Annotated in this window: 24 protein-coding genes; 11 read left to right on the plus strand and 13 right to left on the minus strand. The window is 59.7% G+C overall.

The features are described 5' to 3' along the window. Positions 1-55: 55 nt before the first annotated feature. Positions 56-376, minus strand: a complete 321-nt coding sequence (locus HBJ59_RS25375; protein ID WP_017478844.1) for an I78 family peptidase inhibitor — start codon at positions 374-376, stop codon at positions 56-58. A gap of 147 nt (positions 377-523) precedes the next feature. Further along, positions 524-829 (minus strand): hypothetical protein, encoded by a 306-nt coding sequence (locus HBJ59_RS25380; protein ID WP_076014607.1) that lies wholly within the window; start codon positions 827-829, stop codon positions 524-526. A gap of 143 nt (positions 830-972) precedes the next feature. Between HBJ59_RS25380 and HBJ59_RS25385 the strand changes: the two genes are divergently transcribed. Beyond that, positions 973-1,185 carry a hypothetical protein gene (locus HBJ59_RS25385; RefSeq protein WP_076014608.1) on the plus strand — a complete coding sequence of 71 codons (213 nt, stop codon included), beginning with the start codon at positions 973-975 and terminating at the stop codon, positions 1,183-1,185. Between the two features lie 33 nt (positions 1,186-1,218). On the opposite strand, the gene HBJ59_RS25390 is transcribed toward HBJ59_RS25385, so the two are convergent. Genes HBJ59_RS25390 through HBJ59_RS25420 form a run of 7 tightly spaced genes read right to left on the minus strand, consistent with a single transcriptional unit; the run spans position 1,219 to position 8,186 of the window. Then, positions 1,219-2,247, minus strand: coding sequence for a nucleoside hydrolase (locus tag HBJ59_RS25390; RefSeq protein ID WP_076014609.1), 1,029 nt, complete (start codon positions 2,245-2,247; stop codon positions 1,219-1,221). Positions 2,248-2,272: 25 nt separating this feature from the next. After that, a complete protein-coding gene (gene rbsD / locus HBJ59_RS25395; protein WP_017478841.1) occupies positions 2,273-2,677 on the minus strand; it encodes a D-ribose pyranase in 405 nt (134 codons plus the stop codon). Then, positions 2,674-3,591: a ribokinase gene (rbsK, locus tag HBJ59_RS25400; protein WP_076014610.1), complete on the minus strand. Its 918-nt coding sequence runs from the start codon at positions 3,589-3,591 to the stop codon at positions 2,674-2,676. Before rbsK ends, rbsD begins: the two co-directional genes overlap by 4 nt. Before the next feature lie 23 nt (positions 3,592-3,614). Beyond that, complete coding sequence (locus HBJ59_RS25405) at positions 3,615-4,637, minus strand: LacI family DNA-binding transcriptional regulator (RefSeq protein ID WP_003219958.1); 1,023 nt, start codon at positions 4,635-4,637, stop codon at positions 3,615-3,617. A 3-nt stretch (positions 4,638-4,640) separates the two neighbouring features. Continuing rightward, positions 4,641-5,618: an ABC transporter permease gene (locus tag HBJ59_RS25410; RefSeq protein ID WP_017478838.1), complete on the minus strand. Its 978-nt coding sequence runs from the start codon at positions 5,616-5,618 to the stop codon at positions 4,641-4,643. Further along, positions 5,615-7,168 (minus strand): sugar ABC transporter ATP-binding protein, encoded by a 1,554-nt coding sequence (locus HBJ59_RS25415; RefSeq protein ID WP_076014613.1) that lies wholly within the window; start codon positions 7,166-7,168, stop codon positions 5,615-5,617. Before HBJ59_RS25415 ends, HBJ59_RS25410 begins: the two co-directional genes overlap by 4 nt. A 58-nt stretch (positions 7,169-7,226) precedes the next feature. Next, positions 7,227-8,186, minus strand: coding sequence for a sugar ABC transporter substrate-binding protein (locus tag HBJ59_RS25420; protein ID WP_076014614.1), 960 nt, complete (start codon positions 8,184-8,186; stop codon positions 7,227-7,229). A 568-nt stretch (positions 8,187-8,754) separates the two neighbouring features. Between HBJ59_RS25420 and HBJ59_RS25425 the strand changes: the two genes are divergently transcribed. The 3 genes from HBJ59_RS25425 (at position 8,755) to HBJ59_RS25435 (ending at position 11,017) form a co-directional block, all read left to right on the plus strand. Next, positions 8,755-9,843 (plus strand): asparaginase, encoded by a 1,089-nt coding sequence (locus HBJ59_RS25425; RefSeq protein WP_076014615.1) that lies wholly within the window; start codon positions 8,755-8,757, stop codon positions 9,841-9,843. 228 nt (positions 9,844-10,071) lie between these two features. After that, complete coding sequence (locus tag HBJ59_RS25430; RefSeq protein ID WP_008438695.1) at positions 10,072-10,323, plus strand: DUF1654 domain-containing protein; 252 nt, start codon at positions 10,072-10,074, stop codon at positions 10,321-10,323. Positions 10,324-10,327: 4 nt separating this feature from the next. After that, positions 10,328-11,017: an endonuclease gene (locus HBJ59_RS25435; RefSeq protein WP_076014616.1), complete on the plus strand. Its 690-nt coding sequence runs from the start codon at positions 10,328-10,330 to the stop codon at positions 11,015-11,017. A gap of 42 nt (positions 11,018-11,059) precedes the next feature. Here the strand turns inward: HBJ59_RS25435 and HBJ59_RS25440 are convergent, their stop codons facing one another. After that, a complete protein-coding gene (locus HBJ59_RS25440; RefSeq protein WP_178124290.1) occupies positions 11,060-11,437 on the minus strand; it encodes an SPOR domain-containing protein in 378 nt (125 codons plus the stop codon). A 263-nt stretch (positions 11,438-11,700) separates the two neighbouring features. Between HBJ59_RS25440 and csrA the strand changes: the two genes are divergently transcribed. Next, entirely contained in the window at positions 11,701-11,895 is a 195-nt protein-coding gene (gene csrA / locus HBJ59_RS25445) for a carbon storage regulator CsrA (RefSeq protein WP_003192511.1), read from the plus strand. A 119-nt stretch (positions 11,896-12,014) separates the two neighbouring features. On the opposite strand, the gene HBJ59_RS25450 is transcribed toward csrA, so the two are convergent. Next, positions 12,015-12,473 carry a DUF2214 family protein gene (locus HBJ59_RS25450; RefSeq protein ID WP_076014618.1) on the minus strand — a complete coding sequence of 153 codons (459 nt, stop codon included), beginning with the start codon at positions 12,471-12,473 and terminating at the stop codon, positions 12,015-12,017. A 169-nt stretch (positions 12,474-12,642) separates the two neighbouring features. On the opposite strand from HBJ59_RS25450, the gene HBJ59_RS25455 reads away from it, so the two are divergent. Next, positions 12,643-12,903: a hypothetical protein gene (locus HBJ59_RS25455; protein ID WP_076014619.1), complete on the plus strand. Its 261-nt coding sequence runs from the start codon at positions 12,643-12,645 to the stop codon at positions 12,901-12,903. Between the two features lie 60 nt (positions 12,904-12,963). On the opposite strand, the gene HBJ59_RS25460 is transcribed toward HBJ59_RS25455, so the two are convergent. Beyond that, positions 12,964-13,638: an HAD family hydrolase gene (locus HBJ59_RS25460; RefSeq protein WP_167665155.1), complete on the minus strand. Its 675-nt coding sequence runs from the start codon at positions 13,636-13,638 to the stop codon at positions 12,964-12,966. 243 nt (positions 13,639-13,881) lie between these two features. Between HBJ59_RS25460 and HBJ59_RS25465 the strand changes: the two genes are divergently transcribed. The 5 genes from HBJ59_RS25465 (at position 13,882) to HBJ59_RS25485 (ending at position 17,527) form a co-directional block, all read left to right on the plus strand. Beyond that, a complete protein-coding gene (locus HBJ59_RS25465) occupies positions 13,882-14,094 on the plus strand; it encodes a phage infection protein (protein ID WP_167665156.1) in 213 nt (70 codons plus the stop codon). Positions 14,095-14,255: 161 nt separating this feature from the next. Continuing rightward, a complete protein-coding gene (locus HBJ59_RS25470) occupies positions 14,256-15,026 on the plus strand; it encodes an alpha/beta fold hydrolase (protein WP_167665157.1) in 771 nt (256 codons plus the stop codon). 111 nt (positions 15,027-15,137) lie between these two features. Next, positions 15,138-15,395, plus strand: coding sequence for a DUF2790 domain-containing protein (locus HBJ59_RS25475; protein ID WP_167665158.1), 258 nt, complete (start codon positions 15,138-15,140; stop codon positions 15,393-15,395). Positions 15,396-15,446: 51 nt separating this feature from the next. Continuing rightward, positions 15,447-16,118 (plus strand): heavy metal response regulator transcription factor, encoded by a 672-nt coding sequence (locus HBJ59_RS25480; RefSeq protein WP_063031680.1) that lies wholly within the window; start codon positions 15,447-15,449, stop codon positions 16,116-16,118. Next, positions 16,115-17,527 carry a heavy metal sensor histidine kinase gene (locus tag HBJ59_RS25485; RefSeq protein ID WP_167665159.1) on the plus strand — a complete coding sequence of 471 codons (1,413 nt, stop codon included), beginning with the start codon at positions 16,115-16,117 and terminating at the stop codon, positions 17,525-17,527. Before HBJ59_RS25480 ends, HBJ59_RS25485 begins: the two co-directional genes overlap by 4 nt. Here HBJ59_RS25485 and pcp read toward each other — a convergent pair. After that, entirely contained in the window at positions 17,520-18,167 is a 648-nt protein-coding gene (pcp, locus tag HBJ59_RS25490; protein WP_167665160.1) for a pyroglutamyl-peptidase I, read from the minus strand. The two genes, HBJ59_RS25485 and pcp, sit on opposite strands and share 8 nt — an antisense overlap. Between the last annotated feature and the right edge of the window lie 5 nt (positions 18,168-18,172).

Genomic DNA, 18,172 nt, shown 5'->3' on the forward strand with positions numbered 1-18,172 from the left:
AAACCCCGTCCATGTGACGGGGTTTTTTATGGCCTGGAGAAAAGCGTTGAAGCAATCAGCCGCAATTGACGCGATTGATCACCAGGTTGTCATCGGTATTAAGGTTCAGGCGATCGGAACGGTATTCCAGGGTGACCATGTCGTCTGGCTTGAGAATGCGTGCGTTCTGCGCACCGGCGCGGCTACGGGCCTGTTCCAGCAGTTGTGGCGAAGCCTTCTGGCCGATTGCGAACTCGGCAGCCTTCGCCTCACAGCGGCTATGACCAGCATCGGTCACGGCAGTGTCTTTGGCTGGCTCAGAGGTACCCGGGGTGCTGCAACCCGTCAAGACAAGCGCAGCCAACAAAGTACCGAATGATGCGAGCTTCCAAGGCATGAAGCCTCCTTTAAGAAAAAATGGGCAGAGACCGTGCGACCGCGGTTTGGCCGATTGGTTTCCGAATTGTCACAATTGGCCGTTGGCCAGTCTGCCTGAGTCGGCGCTGGGCGCCAGCGAATCAATCGTCACCAGATATGAACGCGCTCAGTAGATGTCGATGTAATCAAACGGCGGCGTCGGCCAGTTCTGCTTGAGCGCATTGAAAATCTGCATCACCCACACCTCGTCGCTGGCTGCGACGTTGCCGACATAACCGGAGCCCGCCGCCCAGGTTTCGAGACGAAACAGCAGGCCGTCGATATCAACACCGCCCACCACGCCTGAAGATATGTAGGCAATGCCGGCTTTGGTGACGCGCAATTGGGTGTGAACGTTGTCACTGGCGCAGGCCAGCAACTGTTTCACAGCCTCCAGCGTCAGGTTTTCGGGGTTGTTCAAATCGATCTGCACGCGGTTTGCCCTGGCAATTAAACAGGCGGACAGTGTCGCACAGCCCTCCCCTCATGCCTAAGTAGCAGTGCCAAACGCTGCGCAAAATGGTTAACTCCACTCGCAAGACAGCACCAACCGCCTTCCAGCCTCGCGAGACACCCATGACCATCGTTACGATCCACGCCGACATCAAAGCCAAGTGGCCCCAAGGGCAAAGCTCCTATAGCCCGGGCAGCCCGGAGGAGTTGGCAATCATCGGTATCGACCTGCTGGTCAAGGAACTGGGAACTCAGGCCGCGCAGGCATTTATCGGCCAGGTATTCGAGAAATACCCGGCCGATCATATGGGGGCACCAGACCCCGAGCGCGAATAAGACCCGGCCGACGAACGCCGACCGGTAAACCGCTTACTTCAGGCGACCAAGACGCTCGGTCAGCAGATCGAAGAAGCCTTGGGCATCGCCGTTTTCAACCCAGAACGCGTTCTTCGGTTGTTTCAGGCCGTCGTACCAATCGACGATGGTTTGGCCGAAGGTCGGCCCTTCACGGCTGTCCACCACCACATTGACTTCACGGCCGCTGAACAGCGAAGGCTTGAGCAGGTAGGCAATGACAGTAGCGTCATGCACCGGGCCACCCGGGATACCGTAGTGCTCCATATCGCCTTTGACGTATTCATTGAGAATATCGCCCACCACCTTGCTCGCGTTGTTGTTCAACGCAGCGATTTGCTTCAGGCGTGCTTCACTGGTCAGGACCTTGTGGGTCACGTCCAATGGCAGGTAAGTCAGCTTGACGCCGCTTTTGAGCACGATCTCGGCCGCGATCGGATCCGCGAACAGGTTGAACTCAGCCACCGGCGTGATATTGCCACCGTTGAAGTGCGCGCCACCCATCACTACCACTTCCTTGATGCCTTGAGTGATCTCCGGCGCCTGGGTCAATGCCAGCGCCAGGTTGGTCTGCGGGCCGAGCATGGCGATGGTGATGCTGTGTGGCTTGGCGGTGCTCAGGGTCTTGATCAGGTAATCAACGGCATTGCCTTCGGCCAGGCCTTTCTTCGGCTCATGCACGGTGACGCCGGAGATGCCTTCCTTGCCGTGGATGTTTTCGGCGTAGATCGGCGTGCGCAGCATCGGTTTTGGTGCACCGGCGTATACCGGGATTTCCTCGCGCCCTGCCCACTCGCGAGCCAGGCGCGCATTGCGGGAGGTCTTGTCCAGGCGCACGTTACCGGCAACGGTGGTCAGCGCGCGGATGTTCAGCTCATCGGGCGAAGCCATGGCGAACAGCAAGGCCACCACATCGTCCGCACCGGGGTCGGTATCGATGATCAGGTCGATTTTTTCCGCCGCGTGGGCGCTTGCAGCAGTTAGGAAGGACAAAAGCAGCACACTCCGGAAAAGGTGTCGCAGGGTTTGGGTACCACGTTGCATGACGCACTCCTTGTCGTTGGGAATTCTAGAACGTTACGCCGGAGACCAGCGCGATATTGCAGTAAGGCTGGCACTCACCGGTGCGCACCACCGCCCTCGCCTTGCGGCTGAGCTGCTTGAACTCTTCATGGCTGAGCAGGCGGCGCTCGCCGAGGGCGGCCTGTTCGGTCAGGGTATTGAGATCAGCCAGGGCCGGCGGTTGCTTGAGCAGGATTTCTTCCGCCAGCACATGGCTTTCCACCTGCATTTCGCTGAGAACAATGCGCAAGGTGCTGACGAAATCCGGGATGCCTTTGGTCAGCGCCAGGTCGATCAGCTCAACGCCAGGCGGCACCGGCAGGCCGGCATCACCGATCACCAGAATGTCGCCGTGGCCAAGGGATGCGATCACCCGCGACAGCGCGATATTAAGCAAGGGAGTCTTTTTCATGAGGACACTAAACCTTGGACGTCATGCAATGTAGGAATGGACGGTTGCGCACCGGCCCGGGTGACCGACAGCGCAGCAGCCGCCTGGCCAAAACGAATGGCCTCAGACTCGCTTTTACCGTTAGCCAGTGCCGCCGCAAAACCACCGACGAAGGTGTCACCGGCAGCGGTGGTATCGACCGCCTTGACCTTGGGCGCCACCAAGTGCTCAAAGCCTTGGCCATCGGTAAACAATGCGCCCTCGGAGCCGAGGGTAATGATGACTTTACCGGCACCGGCCTTGATCAGGTGCGTGGCGGCGACCTTGGCGCTGTCCAGTGAATCCACCACTACGCCACTCAAGGCCGAGGCTTCGCTTTCGTTGGGAATCAGGTAATCGATGGCGGCGTACCAATCCTCAGGCAGCGGACCACTGGCCGGCGCAGGGTTGAGAATCACCGTCTTGCCCAGTTCGCGACCGCGTTTGAGGGCATGGCCAACAGTCTCCATCGGCGTCTCAAGCTGGCAGACAATCACGTCGGCAGCCTGCAGCACGCTGTCAAAGGTCTGTAATTTGGCGGGGGTCAATTCGCCATTGCTGCCGGCGACGATGACAATCGCATTCTGGCTGCTGTCATCCACCACGATCAGCGCCACACCGCTGGAGCCGTCGACGGTGCTGACGGCTTGGCAATCGATACCTTCCACCAACAGTGCGTCGCGCAATTGCGCGCCATAGGCATCGGTGCCCACGCAACCGACCATCGCGACTTCGGCCCCAAGACGCGCCGAAGCGACCGCCTGGTTTGCGCCCTTGCCGCCGGGAACGGTGGAAAACGATTGGCCGATCAGGGTTTCACCGGCGCGGGGCAGCCGGCTGGCCCGGGTGACCAGGTCCATGTTCAGGCTGCCTATTACCACTACTTTTGCTGGCATACATCAGTACTCATCAATTCGGTTCAGCGGTATTGGGCAAACACACCGGCCAACGGCGCCGTTGACTCGCGCAGAACAATACTCGGCGTCACGATGCGTTGATCGATCGGCAATTGGGGTGTCGCAATTCGTCGCAGTAAAAGCTCGGCGGCCATCTCTCCCAGTTGCAGGATCGACTGGCCCACCGTGGTCAGCGCCGGGTACACGTACTGACTCATTTGAATATCATCGAACCCGATCACCGACAGCTCACCGGGCACGCGGATATTGCGCTCGGCAGCCGCGCGCAACACGCCGAAGCCGATCATGTCGTTGCCGGCAAAAATCGCGCTGGGGGGATTATCCGCCAGCAATTGCGCCGCCGCCGCATACCCGCCGGTACTGGTGAAATCACTCTCCAGCACGCGGCCGGCCGGTACTTCAAGCCCGGCCTCGGCCAGGGCGCGGTAATAGCCCGCCATACGCATCTGCGCCACGCGGGTATGGCTCGGGCCACCAATGCAGGCAATGTCGCGGTGCCCCAAATCCAGCAGGTGCCGGGTCGCCAGGTAAGCGCCCTGTTCGTGGTCGATGCGCACCAGGTCCACATCGATCCCGTCGAGCGCGCGGTCGACGATGACCATCGGCGTACGCACCGCTTTCAGGCCCGTTGCCAGGCCGCTGTCATCACCGCCCACGGAGGTCACGATCAAACCGTCGATGCGTTTTTCAAGCAGCACCCTTAAATAGCTACGCTGCTTCTCGGCATTATCGTCGGAGTTGCAGAGGATCACGCAATAGCCATTCCGCTCGCAGTAATCCTCGATGCCCCTGGCCAGTTCCGCAAAATACGGGTTGAGGCTGTTGGGCACCAACAGGCCAATGGTCGCGGTGGTCTTGGCCTTCAGCGATCGCGCGACCGCACTGGGCACGTAGTCGAGCTGCTTGATAGCCGCCTCGACCTTGATCCGTACCGGCTCGCTGACCGGGCGCGTCTTGTTCACCACATGGGACACCGTGGTGTAGGAAATTCCCGCAAGCGCCGCCACATCCTTGATCGTTGCCATGGCTCAGGCTCGCCGACTGGCGCGCTGGCTGCGGTAAGTATCCAGCACCACCGCGATCACGATCACGGCACCGGTAATGATACGTTTGGTCGGTTCAGTGGCGCCAATCTGCGCCAGCCCTGCCGCGAGTACCGAGATAATCAGCACGCCGAAGAACGTACTGATCACCGAGCCACGCCCGCCCATCAGGCTGGTGCCGCCGATTACCACGGCCGCAATCACTTGCAGCTCCAGGCCGGAACCGGCGTTTGGATCTGCCGCTTCCAGGCGCGAAATCTGGAACAGTGCCGCCACGCCGGCCAGCAGGCCCATCAGGCTGAACACCAGGATCTTGTAGGGCTTTGGATTGATACCGGCCAGGCGCACGGCCTCTTCGTTGGTGCCGATGCCGATCAGGTAGCGACCGAACACGGTACGCGTCAGCACAAGCTGCGCGGCGATGATCACCAGCAACGCGATGATGAACGAAGGCGAAATCCCGAAGGCCACCGGGTTGGACAGCCAGGCGAACGAATCACCAATGTATGCGGTGCGCGAGCCGGTCATCTGGTACGCCACGCCGCGGGCCATTTCCAGCACGCCGAGGGACACGATGAACGACGGGATGCGCCAGGCCACGGTGATGGAACCAGTAATGGTCCCGGCCAACGCGGCGCAGCCCATGCCCAATATGGCTGCCGGCAACACACTCCAGCCCCAGCCGAGAATTGCCACGCTGACAGCCGATGCAGCAAGAGCCAGCACCGAGCCTACGGAAAGGTCGATACCGCCGATGATCAGTACGAAGGTCATGCCGACCGCCAACACCATCAGGTCGGGAATCTGGTTGGCCAGGGTGCTGAAGGTGTCGTAAGAGAGGAAGTGATCGCTCAGGAACGAGAACAACGCGATCATCGCCAGCAAAGCACCGGCCAGGCCCAGGTAAGTGCCCAGGCCGTAGAAGTTGCCGCCATGTTTTGCGGGGGAAGAAGTGGTTTTCATGGGGTATTCCTAGGCGCTGCGTCGTTGAGCAGCGCATCACGTTTCTGATAGCCGGCAAATGCGGCCGCAAGCAATTCGTCCTGGGTCCAGCTGTCGCGCTCGAAAGTCTCGATCAGGCGCCCGGCGGAGAGCACGCCGATGCGGTCGCAGATCAGCATCAACTCACGCAGGTCGCTGGACACCACCACCAGCGCCTTGCCCTGGCGGGTCAGGTCGCCGAGCAACGCATAAATATCGAATTTGGCGCCAACGTCGATGCCCCGGGTCGGCTCATCGAACAACATCACTTCGCAATCGCGCTCCAGCCAGCGACCAATCACCACCTTCTGCTGGTTACCGCCCGACAGCTCCGACACCAACTGCGCCGGGCTGGAACTGCGGATGCGCATGGCGTCGACCTGGCGCTTGGCCAAGGCGGTTTCGTCACGACTATTCACCAAGCCAGCGCTGGAGACCTTCGGCATGTTGCCCAAGGCAATATTGGCGCCGATGGATTGAGTCAGCAGCAGGCCTTCGCCTTTACGGTCCTCGGTGATCAGGGCGATGCCATGACCGACCGCATCGACGGGCGAACGAATGCTGACGACTTGGGCGGGGGTGCCCAGGGCCACCGTGCCGCTGTCGGCGATATCGGCACCGAAGATCAGGCGCAGCAACTCTGTACGGCCAGCACCGATCAGGCCGGAGATGCCGTAGATTTCGCCGGCACGCACTTCAAAGGACACGTCGCGGACCTTGTCCGAGCGGGTCAGGCCTTTTACCGTCAACAGCGGCGCGCCGATGGTGCGCGGGCCCAGGTCGATTTTCTCGCCCAGTTCGCGGCCCACCATCAGCGTGACCAGTTGCTCACTGTTGTAGTTGGCCATCGGCTCGACACACACCAGCTTGCCGTCACGCAGTACCGCAATGCGCTGGGCGACACGGGCGAGCTCTTCGAGCCGGTGAGAAATATAGATAATCGCCACGCCGCGGGCTTGCAGGCGGGTGATTTGTTCAAACAGCATCTCGACTTCACGGGCGGTCAACATCGCCGTGGGTTCGTCGAGGATCAATACGTGGCAATCACCGATCAGGTTGCGGGCGATCTCGACCATCTGTTGGTGGCCGATGCCAAGGCTGCCGACCAGGGTGTCCGGGTCGATAGCGTCCAGGCCAACCTGGGCCATGGCTTCAATCGCGGCCTTGCGCAATTGCTTGCGGCTGATCCAGCCACCGTGGCTGGGCAAGTTATCAAGGAAAAGGTTTTCGGCGACCGTCAGGGTCGGCAGCAGGTTGAGCTCCTGCATGACCATGCGGATGCCCTGCTCTTCAGCCTGGGTACGGCTGCCCGGCGTGTAGGCCTGGCCATTGAACTGCATCTGGCCGTCGGTCGGCGTGACGAGCCCGCCGATGATTTTCGACAGGGTGCTTTTCCCCGCGCCATTCTCACCGGTAAGCGCCAACACTTCCCCACGATTGAGCGTCAGGGTGATGTCGGACAGAACCGGTTGGGCATAGGTCTTGCCGATACCGCTGACCGATAGGACAGCGTTCGGTGCGGAAGATGACATAGGAACGTCTCCAGGCGTCCGCTCGAGTGAACGGACGCTGTTTGGTGCTGCCGGGGAATTACTTCTTGAGGATGAGTTCGACCGGGGTTTCGATCATGCCATCCACAGAATCGACTTTTTCACCCTTGACCAGCTTCAGAGCATTCTGGATACCGAAAACGGCTTGCTGGGCAGCCGCCTGGTCGGCAGTGGCCAGGACGCGGCCGTCCTGCAGCATCGGCTTGATAGCCTCGATGTTGTCGTAGCCAACCACGAGCACTTTGCCGGCCTTGCCAGCGCCACGCACGGCGGAGACGGCGCCCAGGGCCATGTTGTCGTTACCGGCCAACAGTGCCTTGATGTTCGGGTTTGCCTGGAGCATGGCAGCGGCGATCGCGTTGCCCTTGTCGATTTCCCACTCACCGGACTGGGTAGAAACGATCTTCATGCCAGCGGCATCCATCGCGTCCTTGAAGCCAGCGGTACGCTGTTGGGCGTTGGTGGTGGTGGACACACCTTCGATGATGCCTACCTGGTCACCCTTGGTGAGGTGCTTGGCCAGTTCTTCACCGACCAGGCGTGCGCCTTTGCGGTTGTCAGGCCCTACGAATGGGATATCCAGGTTTTTGCTTTTCAGTACGTCCACATCGAGGCGGTTGTCGATGTTGACGATCTTGATGCCCTTGTCCGAGGCCTTTTTCAGCACGGTGACCAAGGCTTTCGAGTCGGCAGGCGCAATGACGATCGCGTCAACCTTGGACAGGATCATCTGATTGACGATATCAATCTGCGCAGAGGTATCGGTTTCGTTCTTGATCCCGTTGGTGATCATGTCGAAATCGGCGGCGTGTTCTTTCTGGTAGGACTTGGCGCCGTCCTGCATGGTGACGAAGAATTCGTTGGCGAGGGATTTCATGACCAGGCCGACCTTGGGTTTGGCGGCGGTCTCGGCAGCAAATGCAGAGGAAAGAGGCAGGGCAGCGGATGCGGCAGCAAGCACAGCGACAGCAAGAAGACGTCCAGCGAATGGCAGCTTCATGGGTTCACTCCGATCTTATGATTATTGTGAGCAACGCTTGCACCGAAGAACGCTTCGGCAGCCATCCCACCCGGGCGGCTGATACGAGCTTTCACGACACTCAGGGAGCACCCCGTGAAACATCTCGCAAACGTTTGCGTTAGGTCAAACTATGAGAAGCTTGTCGGGATTTGTCAACGGAAGAAAACAGCCTTTTGATGAATCCGCTCTACGCCCTGCCCTCTCGACCATTGAGTGTTCTGCTTAAACATCAGCGGCGCCTGACCGTTCTCTAAAACGACAGGCTGCGGTGTGCCTGCCCCGTATTACTCCGTCTTTTTCCCGTCATCCTTTTCGGACAACCGAACAGCAACCCGGCGCTTTGTTCGGAAAGCCGGACGCGAAACGAAAAACCTTGCCTGAAAATCAAATAAAAATAGATATAAATCAATAAGTTAAATTCTATTGAATAACAAAATACCGCTGGTACAAATCCTGCTCTTACTCAGCACCTCGCGGCGTTCAGAACCGCCCGGGTGTTTCTAGATGAACCTGCATCAGCACTCATCAAAAACTAGAGAGAAGAATAATGAAATCTGCTTTGAAAACCTTCGTTCCGGGCGCGTTAGCCCTCCTGCTGCTGTTCCCTGTTGCCGCTCAGGCAAAAGAAGCTGAAACCCAGCAAAAACTGTCCAACGTGGTGATCCTCGCCACCGGCGGCACCATCGCCGGCGCTGGCGCCAGCGCGGCCAACAGTGCGACCTACCAGGCCGCCAAAGTCGGCATCGAACAATTGATCGCCGGCGTTCCTGAGCTTAGTCAGATCGCCAATGTTCGCGGTGAGCAAGTGTTGCAAATTGCCTCCGAAAGCATCACCAACGAAAACCTCCTGCAACTGGGTCGCCGCGTCGCCGAACTGGCCGACAGCAAGGACGTCGATGGCATCGTGATCACCCACGGTACCGACACCCTGGAAGAGACCGCCTACTTCCTCAACCTGGTGGAAAAGACCGACAAGCCAATCGTCGTGGTCGGTTCGATGCGCCCGGGTACCGCCATGTCGGCTGACGGCATGCTCAACCTGTACAACGCCGTAGCCGTCGCCGGCAGCAAAGACGCCCGCGGCAAAGGCGTACTGGTGACCATGAACGACGAGATCCAGTCGGGTCGCGACGTCAGCAAGATGATCAACATCAAGACTGAAGCGTTCAAGAGCGCGTGGGGCCCGCTGGGCATGGTGGTTGAAGGCAAATCCTACTGGTTCCGCCTGCCAGCCAAGCGCCACACCATGAACTCGGAATTCGACATCAAGACCATCAAAAGTCTGCCGGACGTCGAAATCGCCTACTCCTACGGCAACGTAAGCGACACTGCCTACAAGGCCCTGGCCCAGGCCGGCGCGAAAGCCATCATCCACGCCGGCACCGGCAATGGTTCGGTGTCTTCCAAGGTAGTACCGGCCCTGCAGGAACTGCGCAAGCAAGGCGTGCAGATCATTCGCTCTTCCCACGTAAATGCCGGCGGTTTCGTTCTGCGTAACGCCGAACAGCCTGACGACAAATACGACTGGGTCGTTGCCCATGATCTGAACCCGCAGAAAGCCCGCATCCTGGCCATGGTCGCCCTGACCAAGACTCAGGACAGCAAGGAACTGCAACGGATGTTCTGGGAATATTGATCGATCACAGGCCTGACCATTAACGGTTGGGCCATCCCGCTCGTGGCGCACCGCGAGCGGTTGCAATTCACCCCGCTTTACCCCCGCGCAAAAAACCCTTGAAAAACAAAGCCCTCCTACACCAAATCGGCAAAACCATTGTCAGAAGAACTTCTTGGATTTTAAGCAGTTGCGAAATTGCCCACAGTTAAATACTGTATGCACGTACAGCCTAATAAGGAATACTCCGTGGCAAAGCCCTCTTCCGCAGCACCAGCAGCGCCTGACGCCTATCAACGCCTGGCCGTTCGTGTGCAAAAAATCATCAATTCCACCAACGCTCAAAAAAACAAGGCGGCGTTGATCTTCCGTTTGCCTGAGGAACCGGAAGACGAGTGGGCACGACTACTTGAGGAAATCGCAGAAAACGACAACGTCACCCTCGCTTATCGCGATGACGGTGGCGTGCAGATTTTCTGGGTAGTGCCGAAGGAAGATTGAGTCAATGAGTGTCCGTTTTATCAGCCTGTTGTGTGTATTTTTTGCTGTCACCGCTCAAGCCCAAGCCCCCAAGACGTTCAGCGAAGCCAAGAAAATCGCCTGGAAGCTGTATGAACCGCAATCCACGGAGTTCTATTGCGGCTGCAAATACAACGGTAACCGGGTTGACCTGAAAGCCTGCGGCTATGTCCCGCGCAAGAACGCCAACCGGGCGGCGCGTATTGAATGGGAACACATTGTTCCGGCCTGGCAGATCGGTCATCAGCGCCAGTGCTGGCAGGACGGCGGACGCAAGAACTGCACCCGCAAGGATGCGGTGTACAAACGCGCTGAAGCCGACCTGCACAACCTGGTGCCGAGTATCGGCGAGGTCAATGGCGACCGAAACAATTTCAGTTTTGGCTGGCTGCCGGTACAAAGCGGTCAATATGGATCGTGCCTGACCCAGGTGGACTTCAAGGCCAAGAAGGTCATGCCCCGCCCGTCCATTCGCGGCATGATCGCCCGTACGTACTTTTATATGAGCAAGCAGTATGGCCTGCGCTTGTCGAAGCAGGACCGCCAGTTGTACGAAGCCTGGAACAAGACCTACCCGGTACAATCCTGGGAGCGCCAGCGCAATCAAACCGTGGCGTGCGTGATGGGGCGCGGCAATGAATTTGTCGGCCCGGTGAACTTGAAAGCCTGCGGCTGAACGTAAAAACGGGAGCCTCATGGACTCCCGCTTGCCGGTCCTTTACTGCGCAACCTTGTGTTCGATGACCTCGGACACGGTGTCATTTTTCTTCGCAGTGGCCAGTTTCTCGGTCAACTGCACCTGCTTGGCCTCGGCCTCGGCCTTGGTGCTGAACGGCCCCAGCAGTACCTGGTCCTTACCGTCTTCCTTCGTCAGATAGAAACTGAAACCGTGTTCCAGCAACCACGCGGTCAGGTCAGTTATCGCTTGCAGCTTGTGATCCGGCGGCCCCACCCATACATCCCACTCTTGAGAGGCGATCGCACCGACCGCTGGTTGGGCCTGGGCGGGCGCCTCGGCAGCGGAGGGCCTGGCCTTGGGCGCATCGACACTTTTACCTTCACCGCAACCGGCCAATGCCAACACCGCAATTGCCATCGCTACTTTACGCACTACCCTGCTCCTTAGAGGATCAAAGAGGCGACTTTATCATTCACTGTCTATTCTGGCCGTCATAAACGTTGGCTTAAACAATGCGAATCATGTATCGCAGACCTGTATGATGGCGCCATGGGAATTAATGCCGCCTCTATGCGTCCTAAAAGAGGCAGCCACAGGGAAGCGCTTCGCAGTAAGCTACACACATCCGACATCTGCCCTGTCTGAAACATGTGTCCTTCAAAGCAATCAAGGAGAAGTCCATGCTGATACTCACCCGCAAAGTCGGTGAAAGCATAAACATCGGTGATGACATTACTATCACCATCCTGGGCGTTAGCGGCCAGCAAGTAAGAATCGGCATCAATGCTCCAAAGGACGTTGCCGTGCATCGCGAGGAGATCTACCAACGTATCCAGGCGGGCCTGACGGCTCCGGATAAAAACCAGACACCTTGAAGCGCCTCCAGTAGCCAGCCCTTTCGTTCACTGTAACGGCTGGCGAAAACCTCCTTTAGCCTGCTCGCGGCTTCCCGCGGCCAGCGCGTCCTATTCTCTATTCCAACGCCAGGCCAGCGTCACCCCAAGCTGACGCCGCGTGCCATACCACTTGCCGCAATCATCATCAGCACAACCAGCAACGCTTGCAGGTGGCTGATGCGCGCAAAAAGACCTGCCCGGTGAAAATCGAGGTGCGTGCCGCGCGCCAAGGCGATGCGCCATTTGATAAAGCGGATCATCGGCGCGAGCTCCAGTAACAAAATTAATACCAGCAGCGTCATCTTCACGTGAAACAACGGCTGGTGCAGGTAATAATCACCGCCTTTTTCATAGCCGCCAAAGGCTCGCAGGCCACCGGTTACCAACAACACCAGGGCGCTAACTCCCCAGATGTTGTCCGTGATCAATACGCGGCGCACGGTGGATGGTTCACTCTCCACCAGGCAGCGCAACGCCTTGCCCCGGGCGAGCACGGCCGACAACGCCATAGCGAATGCCAGTAAATGGACGGCTGCAAGTAACCACTGAACGAACATAAGGCGTACTCCCTTTGCGTGACGGACGGCAGGAACACTTCACAGTAATAGCCGCTGGCTGCCCTCTACGCATGAAACAGCTTGCATACAAATGGAACTTGTTGAGTATTCCAGAGCCGAAACTCGTGACAAAACCCCTACAGTCTGCAGCGCGCCGAGGAGCACGTTGATGAGGCGTCCTGTTAAACAGCCTTACTTATCCAAGTCCTGGGTGATCGCCGGGCTGATCGCCGTGGTTTTTTTCGGGTTGGAGTATGCCGTGCGGTACGAAATGGAAGGCATCTCCGAGAATGCTTACACCTGGCTGGACCTGACGCTGTTTCTGGGCGCGTACTTGTTTGTCTTCTGTCTCCAGCCCATTCAGGCAGCCATTCATCGAAAGCTGTGTCGGCGAACCCATCGCAGTGATCGCCGGAAAGCCTCGTCCTGACCGTCTGTAGAGCCGTCCGTTTATGAAGAAGGCCGATCCGGTTAACCGGATCGGCCTTTTTTACCTCAGGCGCTGCAGGTGCAACATCCCGGCTTCGTCCCGCAAAACCTGTAAATGCTCGTACCCGGCAATCGAGGGGTGTTCCGTGACCATAGGCGTATGGTGCGTCGAGGTCACTACCATCACATCGGCCCCCGCCGCCTCTCCGGCACGAATCCCGACGCTGGCATCTTCAAACACCAGGCAGTCCTGCACCGGCACTCCCAGGCGTTGCGCACCGAGCACATAACAGGCCGGATCCGGCTTGCCACTGGCGACATCCTCCGCGGTGACCAACACCGCCGGCGGGTTGATCCCGGCCGCCTGCATACGGCGCAGAGCCAATGCCTTGGGTGCGGACGTGACCAGCGCCCATTGATCGCCGGGCAGCGCGTTGAGAAATTCCACCGCGCCGGCAATCGCCACCACCCCTTCTACATCCTCGAGTTCAGCCTCGGTAATCCATTGCGCCTGCGCCTGCGCGTCAACCCCGGGCAATGCCTGGCGGGTGATGGTATCGATGGCCCGGGCGCCATGAATGGTCTTCAGAAAGGCCGCGACATCCAGCCCGTGGCGTTCAGCCCAGGTCGCCCATACCCGTTCGGCAGCGGCAATGGAGTTCAGGAGCGTGCCATCCATATCGAACAGGAAGGCGCGGTAACGGTTGGCGAATACAGCTGAATCACGGGTGGACACTGCTCGGCTTCCTCATGTTTTCGTCACCCGGACTTGGGTGCTGACGAACCACTTGCCCGATGCAATCTACGGATCGCCCCAAACGCTGTAAACCTTCCCGTGGTTTGTATCGGACTGTATGGAAAGCCTGCCTGGATACGCGAACCCGCATTTCGCCACGCCCGGGCACACATGGCGGATACACCCCGGGGATTAACTACGACCACCAGCCAATCCGGCTGGCTCACTCGTAGGAGACTCATCATGTTCAAACTCTCGAAAGCTTCGTCCCTGGTATTCGGCCTCGCTGTCGTCGCGGGCCTCGGGCTGTCATCCATGGCGTCGGCCGACACCCACACCGCCGCGGTCAAGGACCAGCCATCCCACCTGCTCGCCGAGGGCGGCGCCGATCGCCTGCACGAACGCGGCCTGGCGGAAGGTGGCGCTGAACGCCTGCAGGCAGCCCGTACTGTCTGATGAATCTTCGCCCAACAAGGGCAGCTCCAGGCTGCCCATTGCATTACAAACTTGTCATCAAGCTGTCAGTGTTGCCAGCACCCTCACTTCATACAGTGAAGTCGTCAGTCACCCACAGCGGGTGACCCAACTTCCCACTGAAAAAGAAGCGAGCCCGCCCGATGAAACCTGTAAGCAAACTCTGCCTGATCGCCACAAGCCTGTTGATGCTGGGCACCGGCACCGCCATGGCCGGCCCGATCGCCCCAGTGAAAGCCAACAACGTGGTACTGGTGCACGGCTCCTGGGCTGACGGTTCCAGTTGGTCCGAAGTGATCACCCGCCTGCAGGCCGCCGGCTTGCATGTGACCGCCGTGCAAAACCCGCTTACCTCGGTGGCGGATGACGTCGCCGCCACCAATCGCGTACTCGATCAACAAGACGGTCCTACCGTGCTGGTCGGCCATTCCTACGCCGGCACCGTGGTCAGCGACGCCGGGGTCAACCCCAGGGTCAGCTCTCTGGTGTACGTCGCCGCCCGCGCTCCGGACGCCAACGAAGACTTCGTCGCCCTGTCCGCCAAGTACCCGAGCACACCCGTACGTGCCGGTGTGGTGGAGCACGACGGCTACCTGACCCTGAACCAGGACGCCTTCCTCAAGTACTTCGCCGCCGACGTGCCCCACGCCAAGGCCATGGAGCTGTACGCCGTACAACAACCGATCGCCAAAACCCTGTTCAGCGGTCGCACCGTCAACGCCGCCTGGCACACCAAGCCGTCCTGGTATGCGGTGTCCAGCAACGACCAGACCATCAACCCGGACCTGGAACGCTTCCTCGCGAAACGCATGAACGCCACCACCATCGAGGTGCCGTCGAGCCACTTGTCGCTGGTTTCCCACGCCAAGGAAATCACCGACCTGATCCTCGAAGCTTCCGGTCGCCAGCCTTAAGCCCTTCATTACAACCTTGTCATCATCCTGTTGGTTGGCTGTTTGTGTCGCCTGGTTACTGTGAACTCACTGCCGGATACCGGCAGCCAACCCTTAAAGAGAGATACCGCCATGAAACTGTTTATCCTCGGCTTTGCTGCCCTCCTCGCCACCGGTTCGGCTTTTGCCGGCACCACTGCCGCTACCTCGGTGATCCATGACACGCCCGGCTTCTTCATGCACATGGACGTGGCCAAAGTGCTGTCGAGCACCGACACCTACGGCCAGTGCGGCATCGTCCCCGCCCGCCTCGACTACCTCGACAGCCAGGGCCGCGAACACCTGCTGGACTATCAGGTACAGGGCATCGGCTGCCCCAATGACAATTGATCGGGCTACACTTGCGCCACGAAACACCGGCACATCATCAGGGCAACTCCCATGAATATCCTCGTAGTCGAAGACGAGCCCAAGGCGGGCAACTACCTGCTTAACGGTCTGCAGGAACTGGGCTACTCCGTGAGCCTCGCCCGCGACGGTGTGGACGGTTTGCACCAGGCCCTGGAAACCCCGTTCGACGTGATCGTGCTGGACGTGATGATGCCGAAAATGGACGGCTGGGAAGTGTTGCGTCGCCTGCGCAAGGAGGCCGACACCCCGGTGCTGTTCCTCACCGCCCGGGACGACATTGCCGACCGCATCAAGGGCCTGGAACTGGGCGCCGACGATTACCTGATCAAGCCGTTTTCCTTCGCCGAACTGGTGGCGCGCCTGCGCACCCTGACCCGGCGCGGGCCAAGTCGTGAAGAAGAACAACTGCAGATCGCCGACCTGCAGATCGACGTGCTCAAGCGCCGCGTCACCCGCGGCGGCGTGCGCATCACCCTGACCAACAAGGAGTTCGCCTTGTTGCACTTATTTGCCACCCACCAGGACCAGGTGCTGTCGCGCTCGCTGATCGCCTCGCGGGTGTGGGACATGAATTTCGACAGCGACACCAATGTGGTCGACGTGGCCGTGCGCCGCCTGCGCCTGAAAATCGACGACCCGTTCCAGCTCAAGCTGATCCACAGCGTGCGCGGCATCGGCTACCGCTTCGATACGCAGCCATGAGCAAGCCTCGGCATTACTCCCTGACACTGCGCCTGGCGCTGATCTTTGCCTTGCTGGCGTTCGCCCTGCTGGCGACCCTCGGCGTGGCGCTGTACCGCGAGCTTGAGCGCGAACTGATCCGCCGCGATGACGCCGCGTTGATTTACCGCGTCGACCAACTGCGCAATCTGCTGAACGACAGCAACACCCTGGACCTGATCAAGACCAAGCCAGAGCTGTTCCAGAACATGCTGGGCAATCGCGAATCGGTGCTGAGCATCGCGGCGCCGGGGCAGAAGCCGTTGCTGGAGGTGAACCCCGGCAACATCGATATGCCCGCCGTGACACCGGTGCCCCGGAACCATGCCCTGGACTTCTCCGATGTGCAGCATTTGCCTGGCGTCAACGGAGTGCCCTTCTCCATGCTGGCTGCCACCATCGATTCCGGCGACCTGGGCAGCCTGCAAGTCACCACCGGGCGCCTGATGACCGAGCGCACCGCCGTGCTCGCCAGCTACCGGCTGAGTGTCTATATCCTCGCCAGCATCGCCGCGTTGGTACTGGCGGTGGTCGGTTACCTGATGGTGCATCGCGGCTTGCTGCCGTTGCGGCGCCTGGCGGTGCATGCCCAGGGCATCGGTGTCGGCAACCTCGCCGCGCGCCTCGACAGCCAGGGCGCACCGAAAGAACTGCTGCCGATGATTGACTCGTTCAACACCATGCTCGAACGCCTGGCCAAGGGTTTTGTGCAACTGGGGCAGGTCTCCACCGACATGGCCCACGAACTGCGCACGCCCATCAATAACTTGCTGGGGGAAACCCAGGTGGCGTTGCAACAACACCGCAGCGTCGAGGCCTATCAGCAACTGCTGGCCTCCAATGTCGAAGAGCTTGAACGCCTGGCGCGCATGCTCGACAACATGCTGTTCCTGGCCCGTACCGACCCCGCCAGCGCCCTGCGCCAACGCCAGGAACTGAATGCCGCCGATGAAGTGGAGCGCATGGCCGACTACTTCGAAGGCCTCGCGGGCGATGTCGACATCCACATCCTTGCCCAGGGCGAAGGCGTGATCTGGGCCGAACCGATGCTGTTGCGCCGTGCCCTGGCCAACCTGTGCGCCAACGCCATCAAATATGGTGCGCCAAGTTCTGAACTGCTGATCCAGGCCACACCCAGCGCCGAAGGCATCAGCCTGACAGTGACCAACCAAGGGGCAACCATCCCGGCGGAGCACTTACCGAGGTTGTTCGAGAGGTTTTATCGGGTGGATGAATCCCGGGAGCGATCGGCGCATTCCAACGGGTTGGGGCTGTCCATCGTCGCGACCATCATGCAGTTGCACAACGGGCGCTACAGCGTCAGCAGCGAGGACGGTGTGACGTGCTTCGCGTTGTTTTTCCCGGGACGCGAAGCCGAAAACCTCAGCTGACTTGCCCACCCGCTTCAGCGATATCCACCTGGGTATTCCAGGCGGTCAGCAGCGCAATCCGCAAGCCCTCAACCTGCATCGGCAATGCCATCGAGGCCGGCTCGGGCACGCGGCCCGCCACCTGTTCAGGCAGCCACGGCACATGGATGAAACCGCTGCGTACCGCTGACCCGGCGAGCGCGTGCTGCAAGAGATAGAACACCTGATTGCACACGAAAGTACCGGCGGTTTGCGACACGCAGGCCCCAATGCCGGCCTCGCGCACGGCCTTCACCATGGCCTTGCTCGGTAAGGTACCGAAGTAGGCCGCAGGGCCGCCGGGCACCACCTCCGTATCGATAGGCTGCGCGCCCAGGTTGTCCGGAATCCGCGCGTCGTTGAGATTGATCGCGACCCGCTCGATGGAAATATCACTGCGCCCGGGGCCCAGCCCGACAGCAATGACCATCTGCGGGCGATGTTCGGCCAACAGCTGAGCCAGACGCTCGCCCGCCGTGGCAAAGGCGCAGGGTAACTGCCGCGTGACAATCCGCACATCAGCGCCCAACTGCACACCCTCCAACAGGCGTACCGCCTCCCAGGACGGGTTGATAAGGTCGTGGTCAAACGGTTCGAAACCCGTCAGCAATACAGTGCGCATTACAG

Origin of the sequence: Pseudomonas sp. AN3A02 (assembly GCF_011765255.1) — a bacterium.
In the GTDB taxonomy this organism is placed as follows: Bacteria; Pseudomonadota; Gammaproteobacteria; order Pseudomonadales; family Pseudomonadaceae; genus Aquipseudomonas.

Coding starts and splice junctions, on each gene's coding strand:
- HBJ59_RS25435 (WP_076014616.1), top strand. CDS start 10,328: ATGAGTGTCCGTTTTATCAGCCTGTTGTGTGTATTTTTTGCTGTCACC.
- csrA (WP_003192511.1), top strand. CDS start 11,701: ATGCTGATACTCACCCGCAAAGTCGGTGAAAGCATAAACATCGGTGAT.
- HBJ59_RS25425 (WP_076014615.1), top strand. CDS start 8,755: ATGAAATCTGCTTTGAAAACCTTCGTTCCGGGCGCGTTAGCCCTCCTG.
- rbsK (WP_076014610.1), bottom strand. CDS start 3,591: ATGCCAGCAAAAGTAGTGGTAATAGGCAGCCTGAACATGGACCTGGTC.
- HBJ59_RS25375 (WP_017478844.1), bottom strand. CDS start 376: ATGCCTTGGAAGCTCGCATCATTCGGTACTTTGTTGGCTGCGCTTGTC.
- HBJ59_RS25465 (WP_167665156.1), top strand. CDS start 13,882: ATGTTCAAACTCTCGAAAGCTTCGTCCCTGGTATTCGGCCTCGCTGTC.
- HBJ59_RS25390 (WP_076014609.1), bottom strand. CDS start 2,247: ATGCAACGTGGTACCCAAACCCTGCGACACCTTTTCCGGAGTGTGCTG.
- HBJ59_RS25420 (WP_076014614.1), bottom strand. CDS start 8,186: ATGAAGCTGCCATTCGCTGGACGTCTTCTTGCTGTCGCTGTGCTTGCT.
- HBJ59_RS25415 (WP_076014613.1), bottom strand. CDS start 7,168: ATGTCATCTTCCGCACCGAACGCTGTCCTATCGGTCAGCGGTATCGGC.
- HBJ59_RS25450 (WP_076014618.1), bottom strand. CDS start 12,473: ATGTTCGTTCAGTGGTTACTTGCAGCCGTCCATTTACTGGCATTCGCT.
- HBJ59_RS25485 (WP_167665159.1), top strand. CDS start 16,115: ATGAGCAAGCCTCGGCATTACTCCCTGACACTGCGCCTGGCGCTGATC.
- HBJ59_RS25440 (WP_178124290.1), bottom strand. CDS start 11,437: ATGGCAATTGCGGTGTTGGCATTGGCCGGTTGCGGTGAAGGTAAAAGT.
- HBJ59_RS25480 (WP_063031680.1), top strand. CDS start 15,447: ATGAATATCCTCGTAGTCGAAGACGAGCCCAAGGCGGGCAACTACCTG.
- rbsD (WP_017478841.1), bottom strand. CDS start 2,677: ATGAAAAAGACTCCCTTGCTTAATATCGCGCTGTCGCGGGTGATCGCA.
- HBJ59_RS25410 (WP_017478838.1), bottom strand. CDS start 5,618: ATGAAAACCACTTCTTCCCCCGCAAAACATGGCGGCAACTTCTACGGC.
- HBJ59_RS25475 (WP_167665158.1), top strand. CDS start 15,138: ATGAAACTGTTTATCCTCGGCTTTGCTGCCCTCCTCGCCACCGGTTCG.
- HBJ59_RS25405 (WP_003219958.1), bottom strand. CDS start 4,637: ATGGCAACGATCAAGGATGTGGCGGCGCTTGCGGGAATTTCCTACACC.
- HBJ59_RS25455 (WP_076014619.1), top strand. CDS start 12,643: ATGAGGCGTCCTGTTAAACAGCCTTACTTATCCAAGTCCTGGGTGATC.
- HBJ59_RS25470 (WP_167665157.1), top strand. CDS start 14,256: ATGAAACCTGTAAGCAAACTCTGCCTGATCGCCACAAGCCTGTTGATG.
- HBJ59_RS25385 (WP_076014608.1), top strand. CDS start 973: ATGACCATCGTTACGATCCACGCCGACATCAAAGCCAAGTGGCCCCAA.
- pcp (WP_167665160.1), bottom strand. CDS start 18,167: ATGCGCACTGTATTGCTGACGGGTTTCGAACCGTTTGACCACGACCTT.